This is a genomic window from Methylobacterium sp. Leaf85 (assembly GCF_001422125.1).
GTDB lineage: Bacteria > Pseudomonadota > Alphaproteobacteria > Rhizobiales > Beijerinckiaceae > Methylobacterium > Methylobacterium bullatum.
Window position 1 is genome coordinate 257329 of sequence record NZ_LMME01000012.1, and the last position, 15904, is coordinate 273232.

The following is a 15904-nucleotide window of genomic DNA, read 5'->3' on the forward strand; positions in this document are numbered from 1 at the left end:
GATGGATATCCTGATCCTCGGCGGGGCGGGCCAGGTCGGCACCGAACTGCAGGCCTCCCGGCACTGGGGCGCGGGCGTGACCCTCGTCGCCCCGACCCGTACCGAACTCGACGTCACCGATGCCACAGCCGTGGCGCGGATCTTTACCGAGCGCACCATCGGGGCGGTGGTGAACGCCGCCGCCTACACCGCCGTGGACAAGGCCGAGTCGGAGGTGGTGGAAGCCTGGCGCCTCAACGCCCTGGCCCCCGCCATCCTGGCGGCCGAGACGGCGCGGCGGGGCATCCCCCTCGTCCACGTCTCCACCGATTACGTCTTCGACGGCGCCGCATCGGGCGCCTATGCGCCGGACGCGCCGATCCGTCCGACCAGCGTCTACGGCGCCAGCAAGGCCGCCGGCGAGATGGCGGTCCGCACCGCCAATCCGCGCCACGCCATCCTGCGTACCGCCTGGGTCGTGAGCCCGCACCGGGGCAACTTCGTGAAGACGATGCTGCGGCTCGCAGCCGAGCGGGATGCGCTGAACGTGGTGAACGACCAGCGCGGCTGCCCGACCTCGGCCGCCGATCTCGCCGCCGCCCTCGCGGACATCGCCCTGCGTCTTTCCGCCGACAGCGACGCGCCCACGGGCACGCATCACTTCGTCAATGCGGGCGCCACCACCTGGCACGGTTTCGCGCAAGCCATCGTCGCCGGCTCGGCCGCGCGCGGCGGGCGGAGCGTTCCGGTCAACGGCATCCCCACCAGCGCCTATCCGACGCCCGCGCGGCGGCCCGCCAATTCGGAACTGTCGACGGAGAGCCTGACGAAGGCCTACGGGCTGGCGCCGCGCCCCTGGCAGGCCGCCCTCGACGACATCCTCGACCGGCTTGTCGGCCCCGCGCATCATTCAGCAGAGGCACAGTCATGAAGGGCATCGTTCTCGCCGGTGGGTCCGGCACGCGCCTCCATCCGGCGACCCTGTCGATCAACAAGCAGCTGCTGCCCGTCTACGACAAGCCGATGATCTATTATCCGGTCTCGGTGCTGATGCTCGCCGGCATCCGCGAGATCCTGATCATTTCGAGCCCCGAGCATCTCGGCAATTACGAGCGTCTGTTCGGCACCGGCGAGCAGTTCGGCCTCTCCTTCAGCTACGCCGTTCAGCCGCGCCCGGAAGGCCTCGCCCAGGCCTTCACCATCGGTCGCGACTTCGTCGGCACGGACGACGTCGCCCTCGTGCTGGGGGACAACCTGTTCTTCGGCTCGGGCATGAGCGCCATGCTCAAACAGGCGCGCGAACGGAAGACCGGCGCGACGATCTTCGCCTATCACGTGGACCACCCGGAGGCTTACGGCGTGGTCACCCTCGACCGTGACGGGCGGCCCCTGCGCATCGTCGAGAAGCCCACGGAGCCGGAAAGCCCATGGGCCGTGACCGGCCTCTACTTCTACGACAACCGGGTGCTCGACATCGCCGCCGCAGTGAAGCCCTCGGCGCGCGGCGAATTGGAGATCACATCCGTCAACCAAGCCTATCTCGACCTGGGCGAACTCCATGTGCAGCGCATGTCGCGCGGCTATGCCTGGCTCGATACGGGGACGCATGACAGCCTGCTGGAGGCGGGCGAGTTCGTGCGCACGCTGCAGAACCGGCAGGGCCTCCAGGTCGCCTGCCTGGAGGAAATCGCCTATCTCCAAGGCTTCATCGACAAGGCGCAGTTGATCGCCCGTGGCGAGCTCTTCGCCAAGACCGCCTACGGCCAGAACCTGCTGAAACTGTCGAAGCTCGACCCGGAATCCCGCCTCGACGAGTGAGCCGCTCGCCTAGACCTCGCCCCTGGCGAGGATGGCGCCCGTATAGGTCTCGCTGACCTCGCAGATCGGACGCCCCGACCGGTCCGAGAGGATCGCCTCGATGGCGAAGACGAGATCCGACGGGCTGGGAACGCCCGCATCCCGCGGCCACAATCTCAGCAGCCGGAGGTTCCTGCGTTTCGGGAACAGGGTGTGGACCACCCGGCCGAAGGGAGCCTCCGTCCTGTCGAGGGACAGGTTCATCTCCGTCGTCAGACGCGCCGGGACGTACCAGTTCTCGGCCTGCGACAGGACGTAGCCGGCGCAACTCAGGCGGACGTGCCGGTAGCGAACCGCCTCTCCGTCGGACAAAGCCAGCCGCCGGCTCTGCACCGGGCTCGGGAGCCGTTCGGGACCCGGAACTCGCGTCGCCACCAGACGGGCCTCCGACGCGAGCCGACGCTCCTCGCACCAGCCCTCCAGCACCGTCGTCGCGCTGTCGCCGTTCAGGAGCCGTGCGCTCAGGGTCTCGATCAGCGCCTCGGCGTCCGAGGTGGGGGTGGTGAGGGAATGCCGTCCGGCGGGTAGGGTCATGGCTCCGACCTATCATGGGGCCGAAGGCGACACACGCCATCATCCTTCTTCGTGCCCGACCGATTAAGGACCACCGGATCGTCCGCTCACACCGGGCCCATGGAACCGAATGCCGGGCTCCGCTCCCGGTGCGACCGGGAACGGAGCCCATCGGCAGAGGCGCCCGCGTCAAGCGCCGAAGACGAACAACTCGTTGATCGCGTCCTGCACGTCTGCGCTCGCCACATCGTGCAGGATGATCTTGTTGGAGGAGGCGACGTCCTTGAAGGTCACCAGCGTGTCTCGGCCGTTATTGAGACCGCGCAGGATGACGTCACTCGCGACGACGCCATCGATATCCACGGAGATGTGGTCGACGTCGATGTTGAATCCGTAGAGGTTGTCGCGGCCGAAGCCGGCCTCGAAGTGGAACGTGTTGTCACGACCGCTCGCGATGATCTTGTCGCCGCCGGCCCCGCCCTCGATGACGTTGCTGCCCCTGCTGACAACAATGCGGTCGGCGCCCGACGTGCCGATGATCTCCACGTCGGCCGAGGTTTGAGACACGATCCTGATGCCCGTGGTCGAGCCCGACATGTCGAGGTCCATGTCGCCGCGGATGTAGATGGCCTCGATGCCGGTGAAGTTCCCGCTGGACCGGTCGTCGGAGAGTCTGACGGAGCCGGTACCCATCAGAAAGAGGAAATCGGTCCCCTCGCCGCCATCCACGATATCGGGCGATTCGCTGATGACGAGACGGTCGTTGCCGCCATCGCCGTAGAGCCGATCGGTACCGCCATTGCCGTTGATGGTATTGTTGCCGGAGTTTCCGCCGAGGATATCGCCTTGGGCGCTGCCGAGCAGGTTCTCGAAGCCGCCGAACGTATCTCCTTCCGCGTCCCCGCTCGCGGCGATATTTTCCGCGAAACTCACGGCTACGCCTCTCGCCGAATGGGCATAGCTCAATGTATCGATGCCAGCACCGCCGTAGAGGCTATCGCCTCCCGCGCCGCCCTCGATGACGTTGTTGTTACCATCGCCGCTCGCGCTGTCGTCGAAATCCGTCAAGCGCAGATTAAGAATATTGCTGAAAGTGTCTTGAAGTTTCGCCCCAGTATTATCGATGCTACTGCCACTCCCGATACCGACAGAGACGCCGAAGAAACGGCCGGGTTGATACTCGGAGCTTTCCGTGAACGATGCATAGCTCAGAGTGTTCGTCCCCCCGCCACCGTCGATCGTGTTGGTGCCCAGACCGGCTTCCAGGATGTCGTTGCCGTCGCCGCCGTAGAGGGTGTCGCCGCCATCGCCACCGTTGAGGATGTCATTGCCGTCACCGCCGTCGAGGGTGTCGTTACCGCTGCCGCCGTTGAGGATATCGTCGCCGCTTCCGGTCACCAGGATGTCGCCGAAATTCCCCCCGGTGAAATCCAACGCAGCGGACGAATCGCTGAAATCCGCGAAGATGCTCGCATTGTCGACCGACAGCATGTCGATTCCCCCGAAACCCTGCAGATTCCCGACCTCGGTGGGAGTTTCGGCTATGAAGTCACCAAAACGCGTCGCTATCTTATAGATTTCGTTTATTGGAAAAGGGAAAAATACTTCATCGCTGTTGACATCGTTGTAATTCGAATCGCGGGTGTATTGTATCGAAGACATCGTCAGACCTTGTAGAATTCGGGCCTCGCCGCGCGTTCATCGGGAAACCCATAGGCCTTTCGATTGAACTGCGGAGGCAAGATACAATCTTTCCGTGAATCGATTGATAATCTTCGACCTCTCGTCAAATGCATCTCCGGGCTCAACGTCTGCGATAGTGCAGAATGGTGCTCCATCTCGATGCGAGGTGATGGTATGGCCGATGCGAGGGACGGGACGAGCGCGGGCCTGAGCGAAACCGAACTCCGCCCTCCCGAACGCAATTCCACCGGTACCACCGGAGGGCCATCGACCGGCGCCCCTATGGTAGCAAGCGGCCAAAGCGCTTCGTTCGAAGTCTCTGTCATCGCGGAGGTGAGCGGCGGCGAGGACGGATCGGTCGGCTGATGCGCCGGGCGGACCACGATGGCCCGATCAGCCGAACGCTTCGGCCGCGCGCCTGCGAGGCCTCACGCCAGGCGACAGCGGAGCCATGTCTTCATGACGATCGAAGAGGGGGATGACCGATGACAATCCTGACCGGGCCGGCTGGCGGCATCCGGGGCGTGGCCGCGAAGATCGAATGGTGGAGCCTAACGGGATCGAACCGATGACCTCTTCCATGCCATGGAAGCGCTCTCCCAGCTGAGCTAAGGCCCCACATTCCGGGACAATCGCGACGCTGTCTCGCGATTGTCGTCATCATCGGTGAACCTCACCGAGATTGGTCTTGTCCGATTCGTTCCACGGCGCCCCTCGGGGCGACATCCGCGAACCGGATGAAAAGAAATGGTGGAGCCTAACGGGATCGAACCGATGACCTCTTCCATGCCATGGAAGCGCTCTCCCAGCTGAGCTAAGGCCCCACTTCTGGGACCACCGCAACACGTCTCGCGATGGTCGTTCCGCCAATCTGCCTCGCGGCGTCCGGCGGAGGCGGTTCTATATTCGGGCCGTTGCCCGGACTCAAGCCCCTAATCGCATTCATCGCCGAGAATTTTCGGCGCTGGGCCTCGGGACAGGCAAAGCGAGGCGGGGACGCGCCTCAGCTTTCTTCGTCGTTCTCGATATCGCCGTCGATGAGATCGGCCACGTCGTCGTCGCCGGTATCTTCCTCCTCGAGGAAGGTGTCGTCGGCGTCGGTCGAATCGGCATCGTCGTCGCCGGTCGTGGTATCCGCTTCGTCCTCGGCGGCCTCGACCTCGTCGAGGGACACGATCTCGGGACCGCCCTTCTCGGCGTCCGTATCCTCGTCGTCGTCAGCCGGAACGGCCGCGGCGCGGGAGGCGAGGGCGGGAGCGGCGATGCGCGACGTCGCGGCGGCCTGATAGATGGTCCCGCATTTCGGGCACGTCGCGGGATCCTTGTCGAGATCGTAGAATTTCGCGCCGCAGCTCATGCATTGACGCTTCAAGCCGAGTTCCGGTCTGGCCACGGGCGAACCTCTGATAGGGATTTGGGAGAGGCGCCCCGTTAGTCGGGTGAAACCGTCCTGTCAAATGCTCCCGCGCCGGCGATCCGCCGCGTTCGGCCCGAACCTCGTCCGGATTCGACCGCGCCGAGGCCGCGACGGGTCGGATGACGCCGCCCCGCCTGCGTGGTAACCGGCCCCATGACGTCGCCGCCGGCCGAAGGGCCGGCTTCGACGGCCCGACTGCGCCAGAAGCCGAAAAGTCATCATTCCCGTGTCGCACACTTCCGAACCGCAGCCCCTGACCGCTTCCGCCGGCTCGCCCTTGCGCGGCGCGCTGCGGCCGCCGGGCGACAAGTCGATCTCCCACCGGGCGATGATCCTCGGTCTCCTCAGCATCGGCGAGACCCGCATCGAGGGATTGCTCGAAGGCGACGACGTGCTGCGCACGGCCGACGCCGCCAGAGCCCTCGGGGCCGGGATCGATCGTCTCGGGGAGGGGCGCTGGGTCGTGCGCGGCGTCGGCATCGGCGGGATGACCGATCCGGCCGGCGTGCTGGATTTCGGCAATGCCGGCACGGGCTCGCGCCTGATGATGGGCGTGGTCGGCGGGCAGGACGTCACCGCGACCTTCGACGGCGACTCCTCCCTGCGCAAGCGCCCCATGCGCCGCATCCTCGATCCGCTGATCCGCATGGGCACGCAGGTTCTGAGCGAGGAGGAGGGCGGCCGCGTGCCCCTCACCCTTCGCGGGCCGAGGGAAGCCATTCCGATCACCTACGAGACTCCCGTCGCCTCGGCCCAGATCAAATCCGCCGTGCTCCTCGCCGGCCTCAACGCGCCGGGGACCACGACGGTGATCGAGGCGGCGGCGACCCGAGACCATAGCGAGCGGATGCTTCGCCTCTTCGGGGCCGAGGTATTGGTGAGCCCGCATGGACCCGGCGGCCACGGCCGAAGCATCGCCCTCACCGGCCAGCCCACCCTGCGCGGCACCGACGTCATCGTGCCGGCCGACCCGTCCTCGGCGGCCTTCCCGCTGGTGGCGGCCCTCATCGTCCCGGGCTCGGAAGTGACGATCCAGGGCGTGATGATGAACCCCCTGCGCATCGGCCTCATCACGACGCTTCTGGAGATGGGCGCCGATATCGAGCGGCGCAACGAGCGCGACGAGGGCGGCGAGACCGTGGCCGATCTCCATGTCCGCGCCAGCCGCCTCAAGGGCGTCGACGTGCCGGCCGAGCGGGCCCCGGCGATGATCGACGAATATCCCGTCCTCGCCGTCGCCGCCGCCTTTGCCGAGGGCGTCACCCGGATGAACGGGCTGCACGAACTGACGGTGAAGGAATCCGACCGGCTCGCCGCCGTGGCGGATGGTTTGCGCGAGAACGGCGTGACCTACCGGATCGAGGGCGACGACCTCATCGTCGAGGGCGACGGCTCCGCCGCGCGGGGCGGCGGCACCGTGGCGACCCATCTCGACCACCGCATCGCCATGGCCTTCCTGGTGATGGGCCTCGCGACGAAGCAACCCGTGACCGTCGATGACGGCGCGATGATCGCCACCAGTTTCCCGAGCTTCCTGCCGACGATGCGGGCACTCGGCGGCCGCATCGCGGAGTGAGCCCCATGCCGATGGTCATCGCGATCGACGGACCCGCCGCCTCGGGCAAGGGAACCCTCGCCAAGCGCCTCGCCGCGCATTACGGGCTGCCGCATCTCGATACGGGTCTGCTCTACCGGGCCGTGGCCCTCACCGTCATCGATGCCGGCTGCAATCTCGACGATCACGCCGCCGCCGCTCGGGCCGCCGCGACGCTGATCGCCGACCGGCTCGCCGACCCGAGGCTGCGCGAGAGGGCGATGGGAGACGCGGCCTCGCGCATCTCGTCGATCCCGGCGGTGCGCGCGGCCCTGCTCGCCTGGCAGCAGCGTTTCGCCGGCGGTGCCAGCGGTGCCGTCCTCGACGGGCGCGACATCGGCACGGTGGTCTGTCCGCAGGCCCAGGTGAAACTGTTCATCACCGCCGCCGCCGAGGAGCGCGCCCGGCGCCGACACCTCGAACTCCTGCGGCGCGGCGAGTCGGCGAGCCTCGGGGCGATCCTGTCCGACATCGTCGCCCGCGATGCGCGCGATGCTCAACGCTCGACGGCGCCCCTCAAGGCGGCCGCCGACGCCGTCCTCCTCGACACCACCGAACTCGATGCGGACGAGGCCTTCGAGGCGGCCCGTGCCGTGGTGGACCGGGCGCGCGTCCACTGACACCCGCTTACCGCTCGGGCTCCGGCCCGTAGCGGTTCGGGCCGGGCGTACCCCGCCGGCAGATGGTTTCCACGAAGAACCATAGATTGAACCCGGTCATGGCCAGCGTGGCGGCGATCACGGGCCACGGATAGACGTCGGCGAGAGTCTCGAGTGGCGCGAAGCCAGCCAGGGTGGTGATGACGTCGGGCAGCATCCACCATCCCGTCCGGCCCCGGTCGTGCAAGCGCCGGATCGTCGCCACCATGAGCAGGACAGCTATTCCGGCCACGCTGACACCGACGATGGCGAGGCCCGTGAACCGCGCATCCAGCGACGCGGCAAGGATAGCGACGCTGCCGGAGACGAAGAAAAGCAGCAGCATCCCGATCAATCGGCGATGATAGCTCCGGCGGGACATCCGGCCTCGCGGATCGAAGAGCGCCGCGAACGAATCAAGCGTGTTCATCATGTCCCCCTCGGCTTCACCCGCCGGGTCGGCGGCTCGGTCAACGGATCGTCCGGCCAGGGATGGCGCGGGTAACGCCCGCGCATCTCGGCGCGCACGGCACTCCATGAGCCGCGCCAGAAGCCGGGCAGGTCCTTCGTGATCTGGATCGGCCGCGAGGCCGGTGACAGCAGGTGGAGAACCAGCGGCACCCGTCCGCCGGCGATGGCGGGATGGCGGTCGAGGCCGAACAGCTCCTGCACCCGGACGGCCAGGACCGGACCGCCCTCGGCATCGTAGTCGATGGGAATGCGCGATCCCGTGGGCACCTCCACATGGGTCGGCGCCTCCGCGTCGAGGCGGTGACGCATGTCCCAGGGGAGGAGTGCGTTGAGGGCGCGGCCGAGATCGTCGGCGGTGACGGCGTCGAGGCCGGTGCGTCCCTCGATCTCCGGCGCAAGCCAGTTCTCCACCGATGCGCTCAGGGCCGCGTCAGAGAGGTCGGGCCATGCTTCGCCCTCGGCCGCGCGCAGGAAGCTCAGGCGGGACCGCCATTGGGCCAGGGCCGGCGTCCAGGGCAGGCTGTCGAGGCCGAGCCCGGCGATGCCCCGCGCCAGGATGACGGCCGATGCCGCATCCAACGGCACCGGCAGGATCCGCTCGCCGAGGGTCGCGGCACCGAGGCGGCGGGAGGCGCGCGCCCTCAGGGACCGGGAGCCCTTGTCGAACACCACCTGGGTGACGGAGTCGATCCGTTCCGCGAGCGCGGCCTCGATGTCGTCCAGGGTGATCGCGGCAGCGGCGAGGATGCGCCCGGAGGCCGCCGTGCCGGCGATGTCGGCCACCACGAGGAAGGGTTCGCGGGCGAGCGCCGAGGCCGGGTCCACGCGCCCGGCGCGTCCGTTCGCCATGACGAACTCGCCGTCACGCCCCCGCGAGCGGGCGACGCGGTCGGGATAGGCCAGCGCAAGGAGCGCTCCGGCCCCGGAAACATCGGCCGTCGGCACCGCGCCCGCGAATCCGGCGGCCTGCTCGGCCCAGCCGCGCGCCAGACGCCGCATGTCGGAGGCGCGGGGTCCGCGGTCGCGGGCGAACCGGTCGGCGCGGACGGCAAGGTCGGCATCGTCGCCCCCGAGGCCGCGCTCCACCAGGATCGCGGCGAGATCCGCCGCCTCCCGCGCCCGCCCGAACCCGGCCGCCGCGACCACCATCCGGGCGAGGCGCGGGGGGAGGGGGATGGCGCGCAAGGCCCGCCCCGTCTCGGTGAGCCGCCCGTCGGCATCGAGGGCGGCGAGATCGCGCAGCATCGCGCGCGCCTCCGCCAGGGCGGGAGCGGGCGGGGCATCGAGGAACGACAGGGTGGCTGGGTCGGAGACGCCCCAGGCGGCACAGTCCAGCAGCAGGCCGGACAGGTCGGCGGCCAGGATCTCCGGCCGCGTGAAGAGTTCGAGGGCACTGGTCGCCGCCTCCGACCAGAGGCGATGGCAGATGCCCGGCTCGGTCCGCCCCGCGCGACCGCGCCGCTGGTCCACAGACGCGCGGGAGGCGCGGGCGGTGACGAGGCGGGTCAGGCCGATGCCGGGCTCGTAGAGCGGCACGCGGGACAGGCCGGAATCGATCACGATCCGGACGCCCTCGATGGTGAGCGAGGTCTCGGCGATGCTGGTTGCGAGCACCACTTTCCGGGTTCCGGGCGGGGCGGGCGCCACGGCGCGGTCCTGCTCGGCCGGGGGAAGGGCGCCGTAGAGCGGCGCGATCTCGGTGCTCTCGTCGATCCGTTCGGATAGGAGCGTCGCGACCCGACGGATCTCGCCCTGTCCGGGAAGGAAGGCGAGGACGGAGCCGGGATCGGCCCGCAGGGCGCGCAGGATGGCGTCGGCCATCGCATCCTCGATCCGCCGGTTGGGATCGCGCTCCGTGTGGCGTGTCTCGACCGGATAGGCCCGGCCTTCGGATTCGACGATCCGCGCGTCGCCCATCAGGCGCGAGACCCGCGCACCGTCCAGGGTGGCGGACATGACGAGGATGCGCAGGTCGTCGCGCAGGCCGGACTGCGCGTCGAGGGCGAGGGCGAGCCCGAGATCGGCGTCGAGGGAGCGCTCGTGGAACTCGTCGAAGATCACCGCGCCGATGCCCGACAGTTCCGGATCGTCCAGGATCATGCGGGTAAAGACCCCCTCCGTGACGACCTCGATCCGCGTCGCCCGCGAGATCTTCGAGCCGAGGCGGACGCGCAGCCCCACGGTCTCGCCCACGCGCTGACCGAGGGTGGCGGCCATGCGCTCGGCCGCGCCGCGGGCAGCCAGGCGCCGTGGTTCGAGGAGGATGATCCGGCCGGCCGCGCCGAGCCACGGCGCGTCGAGAAGGGCCAGCGGGACACGGGTGGTCTTGCCGGCTCCGGGGGGCGCGACGAGCACCGCCGATGGGCCGGCGTCGAGGGCCGCGAGAAGGCCCGGCAGGGCCGCATCGATCGGCAGGGCAGCGGAGGGGGAGGGGTTTGTCGCCATCGCGGATGTGGTGGTGCGGGCAAGCGGGAGGATGCGCAACCCCGTTTCGCCATGCCGGCGCGGATCACGTGCGCGATGCGAAAATCATCCCATGATCCTCATGCGTTCGGCGGCTTTTCGCTGCGTAATCGTGCATCGAAAAGAATGGGAACGGAGTCCGGGCAAACGACTTGTTGCCTCGACGCGCGCGGCGCGATCCGAACGGATGGACTACTCGATGACCAAGATTGCACTTGCCCTGGCGGCAGGAACCTTTTTCAGCGCCCTCGGCCTCGGCGCCGCTTCCGCCGCCCCGGCCATGCCGGCCGCTCCCGTGATCGCCGGCGATACGCTCGCCACCGAGGTCGTCAGCCGCGGTCATCACCCGGGCTACGCCAGCCATCGCGGCATGCGCCATCGCCACCACCATCACCGTCACGGCATGCGCCACCGCCGCGCCCCGGCCGCCTACAGCCACGGCGATCCGAACTCGCGCAACCCGCAGCAGCCGGGCTACATGCAGCGCAAGGGCACCACGTCGGGCGGCCCGCGCTACTGAGCCGTTCTTCGGCTTCATCGTCGGAAGGGCCGGTGCGGAGACGCATCGGCCTTTTTTCGTGGGATCACGGTTCTCCCCAGATGATGCTGGCAGGGGCGCTGATCCGGTCCGGCGGCCTCTGCTATGATGGCGCATGTCCCAACGCGCCGCCCGCTCCAGCCCGAAGACCAGCGTCCCGGCCGAGGAGACGGTGAGCGCCTCGCCCCTCGACATCGCCGGCGCGACGCCGATGATGGCGCAGTACATCGAGATCAAGGCGGCCAACACGGATTGCCTCCTGTTCTACCGGATGGGGGATTTCTACGAACTGTTCTTCGAGGATGCGGAGATCGCATCGCGTGCCCTCGGCATCGTCCTGACCAAGCGCGGCAAGCATGGCGGGGCGGACATCCCCATGTGCGGCGTTCCGGTGGAGCGCTCCGACGATTACCTCAGCCGCCTCATCGCCCTCGGCCATCGCGTCGCGGTCTGCGCCCAGACCGAGGACCCGGCGGAGGCCAAGAAGCGGGGACCGAAATCCGTGGTGCGCCGCGAGGTCGTCCGCCTCGTCACCCCCGGCACGATCACCGAGGACCGCCTGCTCGACCCGTCGCGCGCCAGCATCCTCCTGGCACTCGGACGCCGCAAGTTCTCGGAATCCGGCTACGCCTACGGCATCGCCGCCGTCGACATCTCCACCGGCCGGTTCTCGCTCAGCGAGGTTCCCGAAGGCGAGCTGGGTGCTGCCATCGCACGGCACGATCCGCGCGAGATCGTGCTTTCCGAGGCGATCCATTCCGACCCGTCGCTCGCCGGCCTCTGGCGCGAGGTGAAGGCCCCGGTCACGCCCCTGGCGCAGGCGGAGCTCGAACCGGCCTCGGCGGAACGGCGGATCAAGGAACAGTTCGGCGTCTCGACCCTCGACGGGTTCGGGCAGTTCGGGCGGGCCGAACTCGCCGCCGCCGGAGCGGCCCTGCTCTATATCGAGCGCACGCAGATCGGCGCGCGGCCCGCCCTGTCGCCGCCGACCCGGGAGACGAGCGGGGCGACGCTGGCCATCGATGCGGCGACCCGCGCCAATCTCGAACTCACCCGGACCCTCTCGGGCGAGCGCACCGGCAGCCTGCTCGACGCCATCGACCGCACCGTGTCGGCCATCGGCGCGCGGCTGCTGGCCGAGCATCTGGCCGGCCCTCTCACCGACCTGTCGGCGATCACGCGCCGCCACGAAGCGGTGTCGTTCCTGGTGGAGGATGGCGCCCTTCGCCGGAGCCTGCGCGACGCCCTGGCGCGGGCGCCCGACATCGCTCGCGCCCTCTCACGGCTGGGCCTCGGGCGCGGAGGGCCGCGCGATCTCGCGGCCCTGCGCGACGGTCTCGACGCGGCCCTGGCGATCTCGCAGCGTTGCGGAGAGGTGAAAGCCTTGCCGGAGGATCTCGCCGGCATCGTCCAGCGCCTCGGCACGGTGGATGCCGATCTCGTCGAGCATCTGCGCGCGGCGCTCGCCGACGACCTTCCCCTCAACCGACGCGACGGCGGCTTCGTGCGCGCCGGCTACGATGCCGAGATCGACGAGGCCCGGCTGCTCGGCCAGGATTCACGCAAGGTCATCGCCGGGCTGCAGGCGCGCTATGCCGAGGAGACCGGCTGCCGCACCCTGCGGATCAAGCACAACAACATGCTCGGCTACTACATCGAGGTGCCGCAGGCGGTGGGCGAGACCTGCCTCAAGGGCGCCTTGCGCGAGACGTTCATCCATCGCCAGACCATGATCGATGCCATGCGGTTCTCGAGCGTGGAACTGAACGATCTGGAGAGCCGCATCTCGGGGGCGGCCGACCGGGCGCTGGCCCTCGAGACCGAGGTCTTCGATGCGCTGGCCGCTCGGATCATGGCCCAGGCCAAGACCGTCGCCGCCATCGCCGACGCCCTGGCCAGCCTCGACGTCACCGCCTCCCATGCCGAATTGGCTGTGGAGCGGGATTGGCGCCGGCCCTTCGTCGACGACAGTTTCAGCTTCGTCGTCGAGGGCGGCCGCCATCCGGTGGTGGAATCCGCCCTGCGGCGGTCCGGCGAGCCGTTCATTGCCAACGATTGCGACCTGTCCGGCGAAGGGCGCGGCCGCATCCGGCTCATCACCGGACCGAACATGGGCGGCAAGTCGACCTTCCTGCGCCAGAACGCCCTCATCGCCGTCCTCGCCCAGATGGGCGCCTTCGTACCGGCCACCCGCGTGCATCTCGGCGTGGTGGACCGGCTGTTCTCGCGGGTCGGCGCCGCCGACGATCTGGCGCGCGGGCAATCGACCTTCATGGTCGAGATGGTGGAGACGGCCGCGATCCTGAACCAGGCGAGCCGGCATTCCCTCGTCATCCTCGACGAGATCGGCCGGGGCACTGCGACCTTCGACGGTCTCTCCATCGCCTGGGCCTGCCTCGAATACCTCCACGAACAGAACGGGTGCCGCGCGCTCTTCGCCACCCATTTCCATGAACTCACGGCCTTGAGCCAGCGTCTCACGCGGCTCGACAATGCGACGCTGAAAGTGGCCGAGCACAAGGGCGAAGTGGTGTTCCTGCACGAGGTCGTGCCGGGCGTGGCCGAGCGGTCCTACGGCCTTCAGGTCGCGCGCCTCGCCGGCTTGCCCGCCGGGGTCATCGCCCGGGCCGGCTCGATCCTGAAAAACCTGGAGAAGGCGGAGCGCGACCGCCCGACCCGTCCGCGCATCGACGACCTGCCGCTCTTCGCCAGCCTCGCCCCGCCGCCCCTGCCGGAGGTGCAGGCTCCAGCGGCGGACGATCCCCTGCGGCAGGAGCTGGACCGGATCGATCCCGACGCCCTGACACCGCGCGAGGCGCTGGAGGTGCTCTATCGCCTCAAGAAGACGGCTCGCGACGACATGAACTGAGGCCCGGAGGCGTCAGGGCCTCGCCCCGGCCCAGGGCTTCTGCGACCAGAGGGCATCCTCCGCCACGCCCTCCGACGCCGGCCGGAACCCGTCCGATCCGTGTGGCTCGGGTTGCCCCCCGGCCCGGATCGCCGCCACGTAGCGCAACGCACCCGCGACCGCGCGTTCCGAATAGGGCTTGGCGATGACGCCCAACGCACCGGCGAAATCCGCGGGGATGCGCTTGTCGTTGGCGGTCATGAACACGACGCTGGTGCGCGGGTCGAGGCTCAGGATCCTCGCCACCTCGACCCCGGTCGGGCCGTCGATGAGGTGGATGTCCACCAGGGCGATGTCGGGGGAGGTCGCCCGCCCGAGTTCGATGGCTTCGGCCGAGCTTGCCGCCACCCCGGCGATGACGTGGCCGAGATCTTCCAGAAGACATTGGAGTTCGAGGGCGATGAGCGCCTCGTCCTCGACGACGAGGATACGAAGTCCTTCCGCGCCGCTCACCCTGCCTGCCCTAGCGTGGCTTCACGCGGCGCGGACGTGGCGGGTCTGGGGCTCTCCGATTGAAGGGGAATCACGATCTCGACGCGCGTACCCGAACCGGGTTCGTGCCAGGTGATGACCCCGCGCAGCTGCTTCACCACCATCTCCACCAGGGAACAGCCGAACCCGGCCGGGTTCGGCACCGCGGCATTCCGTCCGATGCCGTCATCCTCGATCTGGAGGCGCAGGCCGGTCTCGCACCGGCGGGCTGAAATGCTGACCCGTCCTTCGCGATCGTTCGGGAAGGCGTGGCGGACGGCGTTGGTGGCGAGTTCGTGCAGCATCAGGGCGAGGGGTGCCGCGATGGCGGCCGGCAGGGAAATCGGGTCGACCTCGGCGGTGACCGCCGTGCGCGCCGGGTCGATGCCGGCGGTGAGGTCGGACATGAAATCGTCGGCGAACTCTTCCAGATTGAAGCGTGTCACGTCCCCGGCCGAGTAAAGCATGCGGTGCACCATGGAGAGCGCGCCGATGCGCTCGGCCATGCCCTGGAGGGCATCGCGCGCCTCGCCCTGAGGGGTTCGCCGCGCCTTCAGCAAAACCAGGGAGGAGATGACCTGCAGGTTGTTCTTGACCCGATGATCGACCTCGTGGAGCAGCGCGGTCTTCTCCTCCAGGGCGGCCCGCAGGTCTGCGGTCTGCTCGTGAACCTGCCGTTCGAGCTCGTCGTTCGTTTCCTGCAGGGCGAGTTCGAGAGCGTGCTTCTCGGTCATGTCGGCCTGGGCGGCGTAGTAATACACCAGCTCGCCCGAGTCGTTGCGGACCGGCGAGATCGTCATGGCGTTCCAGAAAGAGGAGCCGTCCTTCCGATAGTTGCACAGCTCGACCTCGACGGGTGCCTGCCGCCTCAAGGCGTCGCGGATGGCATCGATCGTCCGCGGATCGCTGTCCGGCCCCTGGAGCAGGCGGCAGTTGCGGCCCTGCAGGTCCGCGCGCGCATAACCGGTGAGCGTCAGAAAAGCGTCGTTGACCCAGACGATGGGGTTGTCGGCAAGGCGAGGGTCAGTCACCACCATGGGCGTGGGACTGGCGTCGAAAGCCATGGCGAACATCTTGGCATCCACGGAGGCGTTCCCCACCGGGCGAAGTCCGGCCGAAACCTGATTGTTGCTGCTGCCCATCATCCTGACATCACGCTTGTACCACCGCCCTCATCCGATGACAGCAGCACTTCGACGGCACAGACCGAAACGACCGCCTCGGCAAATAGATCGGGAGGATATTTCCTCGTTACGTCGACTCGCCGGCAAGGAATATGTCTCATTGCGAGCCAATAGCTACCTACAAAGTATGCGCATTCATTAAGTTCCTGGTTACCATTCTTCATTCCAGTCACACGAGGCGGCACTGG

Annotated in this window: 13 protein-coding genes and 2 tRNA genes; 6 read left to right on the forward strand and 9 right to left on the reverse strand. The window is 68.4% G+C overall.

Annotated elements, in window-relative coordinates; all coding sequences use genetic code 11:
* Position 1: 1 nt before the first annotated feature.
* Positions 2-910: a dTDP-4-dehydrorhamnose reductase gene (rfbD, locus tag ASF08_RS09935; protein ID WP_018042722.1), complete on the forward strand. Its 909-nt coding sequence runs from the start codon at positions 2-4 to the stop codon at positions 908-910.
* Positions 907-1797 carry a glucose-1-phosphate thymidylyltransferase RfbA gene (rfbA, locus tag ASF08_RS09940; protein WP_018042723.1) on the forward strand — a complete coding sequence of 297 codons (891 nt, stop codon included), beginning with the start codon at positions 907-909 and terminating at the stop codon, positions 1795-1797. Before rfbD ends, rfbA begins: the two co-directional genes overlap by 4 nt.
* Positions 1798-1806: 9 nt before the next feature.
* Here rfbA and ASF08_RS09945 read toward each other — a convergent pair whose 3' ends face one another.
* From ASF08_RS09945 to ASF08_RS09965, 5 genes are all read right to left on the reverse strand, one after another.
* Positions 1807-2370 (reverse strand): hypothetical protein, encoded by a 564-nt coding sequence (locus ASF08_RS09945; RefSeq protein WP_056144365.1) that lies wholly within the window; start codon positions 2368-2370, stop codon positions 1807-1809.
* A 168-nt stretch (positions 2371-2538) separates the two neighbouring features.
* Positions 2539-3840: a calcium-binding protein gene (locus ASF08_RS24690; RefSeq protein ID WP_056144368.1), complete on the reverse strand. Its 1302-nt coding sequence runs from the start codon at positions 3838-3840 to the stop codon at positions 2539-2541.
* Positions 3841-4574: 734 nt separating this feature from the next.
* Positions 4575-4650: transfer RNA gene (locus ASF08_RS09955), tRNA-Ala, on the reverse strand.
* 130 nt (positions 4651-4780) lie between these two features.
* A tRNA-Ala gene (locus tag ASF08_RS09960) sits at positions 4781-4856 on the reverse strand.
* 179 nt (positions 4857-5035) lie between these two features.
* The gene (locus ASF08_RS09965) at positions 5036-5425 is read right to left on the reverse strand and encodes a TIGR02300 family protein (RefSeq protein ID WP_026175741.1); all 390 of its coding nucleotides are present in this window, start codon (positions 5423-5425) and stop codon (positions 5036-5038) included.
* A gap of 250 nt (positions 5426-5675) precedes the next feature.
* Here ASF08_RS09965 and aroA point away from each other — a divergent pair, with 250 nt between their 5' ends.
* Together aroA and cmk are read left to right on the forward strand one after the other, a co-directional pair.
* A complete protein-coding gene (gene aroA / locus ASF08_RS09970) occupies positions 5676-7025 on the forward strand; it encodes a 3-phosphoshikimate 1-carboxyvinyltransferase (RefSeq protein WP_056144372.1) in 1350 nt (449 codons plus the stop codon).
* A gap of 5 nt (positions 7026-7030) precedes the next feature.
* The gene (gene cmk, locus ASF08_RS09975; protein ID WP_018042729.1) at positions 7031-7663 is read left to right on the forward strand and encodes a (d)CMP kinase; all 633 of its coding nucleotides are present in this window, start codon (positions 7031-7033) and stop codon (positions 7661-7663) included.
* 7 nt (positions 7664-7670) lie between these two features.
* On the opposite strand, the gene ASF08_RS09980 is transcribed toward cmk, so the two are convergent.
* Entirely contained in the window at positions 7671-8114 is a 444-nt protein-coding gene (locus ASF08_RS09980) for a DUF805 domain-containing protein (RefSeq protein ID WP_018042730.1), read from the reverse strand.
* Complete coding sequence (gene hrpB / locus ASF08_RS09985) at positions 8111-10597, reverse strand: ATP-dependent helicase HrpB (protein ID WP_056144780.1); 2487 nt, start codon at positions 10595-10597, stop codon at positions 8111-8113. Before hrpB ends, ASF08_RS09980 begins: the two co-directional genes overlap by 4 nt.
* A gap of 217 nt (positions 10598-10814) precedes the next feature.
* Here hrpB and ASF08_RS09990 point away from each other — a divergent pair, with 217 nt between their 5' ends.
* Both ASF08_RS09990 and mutS read left to right on the forward strand, forming a co-directional pair.
* Entirely contained in the window at positions 10815-11135 is a 321-nt protein-coding gene (locus ASF08_RS09990) for a hypothetical protein (RefSeq protein ID WP_056144783.1), read from the forward strand.
* A gap of 133 nt (positions 11136-11268) precedes the next feature.
* Positions 11269-14022 carry a DNA mismatch repair protein MutS gene (mutS, locus tag ASF08_RS09995; RefSeq protein ID WP_056144376.1) on the forward strand — a complete coding sequence of 918 codons (2754 nt, stop codon included), beginning with the start codon at positions 11269-11271 and terminating at the stop codon, positions 14020-14022.
* A gap of 12 nt (positions 14023-14034) precedes the next feature.
* On the opposite strand, the gene ASF08_RS10000 is transcribed toward mutS, so the two are convergent.
* Both ASF08_RS10000 and ASF08_RS10005 read right to left on the reverse strand, forming a co-directional pair.
* A complete protein-coding gene (locus tag ASF08_RS10000; RefSeq protein WP_056144379.1) occupies positions 14035-14514 on the reverse strand; it encodes a response regulator in 480 nt (159 codons plus the stop codon).
* The gene (locus ASF08_RS10005) at positions 14511-15677 is read right to left on the reverse strand and encodes a PAS domain-containing protein (RefSeq protein WP_244474495.1); all 1167 of its coding nucleotides are present in this window, start codon (positions 15675-15677) and stop codon (positions 14511-14513) included. The genes ASF08_RS10000 and ASF08_RS10005 overlap by 4 nt, the downstream gene beginning before the upstream one ends.
* Between the last annotated feature and the right edge of the window lie 227 nt (positions 15678-15904).

Excerpts from the sequence above, each read along its gene's own strand:
- ASF08_RS09945 (WP_056144365.1), bottom strand. The coding sequence starts at position 2,370 with ATGACCCTACCCGCCGGACGGCATTCCCTCACCACCCCCACCTCGGAC.
- ASF08_RS09980 (WP_018042730.1), bottom strand. The coding sequence starts at position 8,114 with ATGATGAACACGCTTGATTCGTTCGCGGCGCTCTTCGATCCGCGAGGC.
- rfbA (WP_018042723.1), top strand. The coding sequence starts at position 907 with ATGAAGGGCATCGTTCTCGCCGGTGGGTCCGGCACGCGCCTCCATCCG.
- ASF08_RS09990 (WP_056144783.1), top strand. The coding sequence starts at position 10,815 with ATGACCAAGATTGCACTTGCCCTGGCGGCAGGAACCTTTTTCAGCGCC.
- mutS (WP_056144376.1), top strand. The coding sequence starts at position 11,269 with ATGTCCCAACGCGCCGCCCGCTCCAGCCCGAAGACCAGCGTCCCGGCC.
- ASF08_RS24690 (WP_056144368.1), bottom strand. The coding sequence starts at position 3,840 with ATGCTGTCGGTCGACAATGCGAGCATCTTCGCGGATTTCAGCGATTCG.
- ASF08_RS10005 (WP_244474495.1), bottom strand. The coding sequence starts at position 15,677 with ATGATGGGCAGCAGCAACAATCAGGTTTCGGCCGGACTTCGCCCGGTG.
- cmk (WP_018042729.1), top strand. The coding sequence starts at position 7,031 with ATGCCGATGGTCATCGCGATCGACGGACCCGCCGCCTCGGGCAAGGGA.
- hrpB (WP_056144780.1), bottom strand. The coding sequence starts at position 10,597 with ATGGCGACAAACCCCTCCCCCTCCGCTGCCCTGCCGATCGATGCGGCC.
- rfbD (WP_018042722.1), top strand. The coding sequence starts at position 2 with ATGGATATCCTGATCCTCGGCGGGGCGGGCCAGGTCGGCACCGAACTG.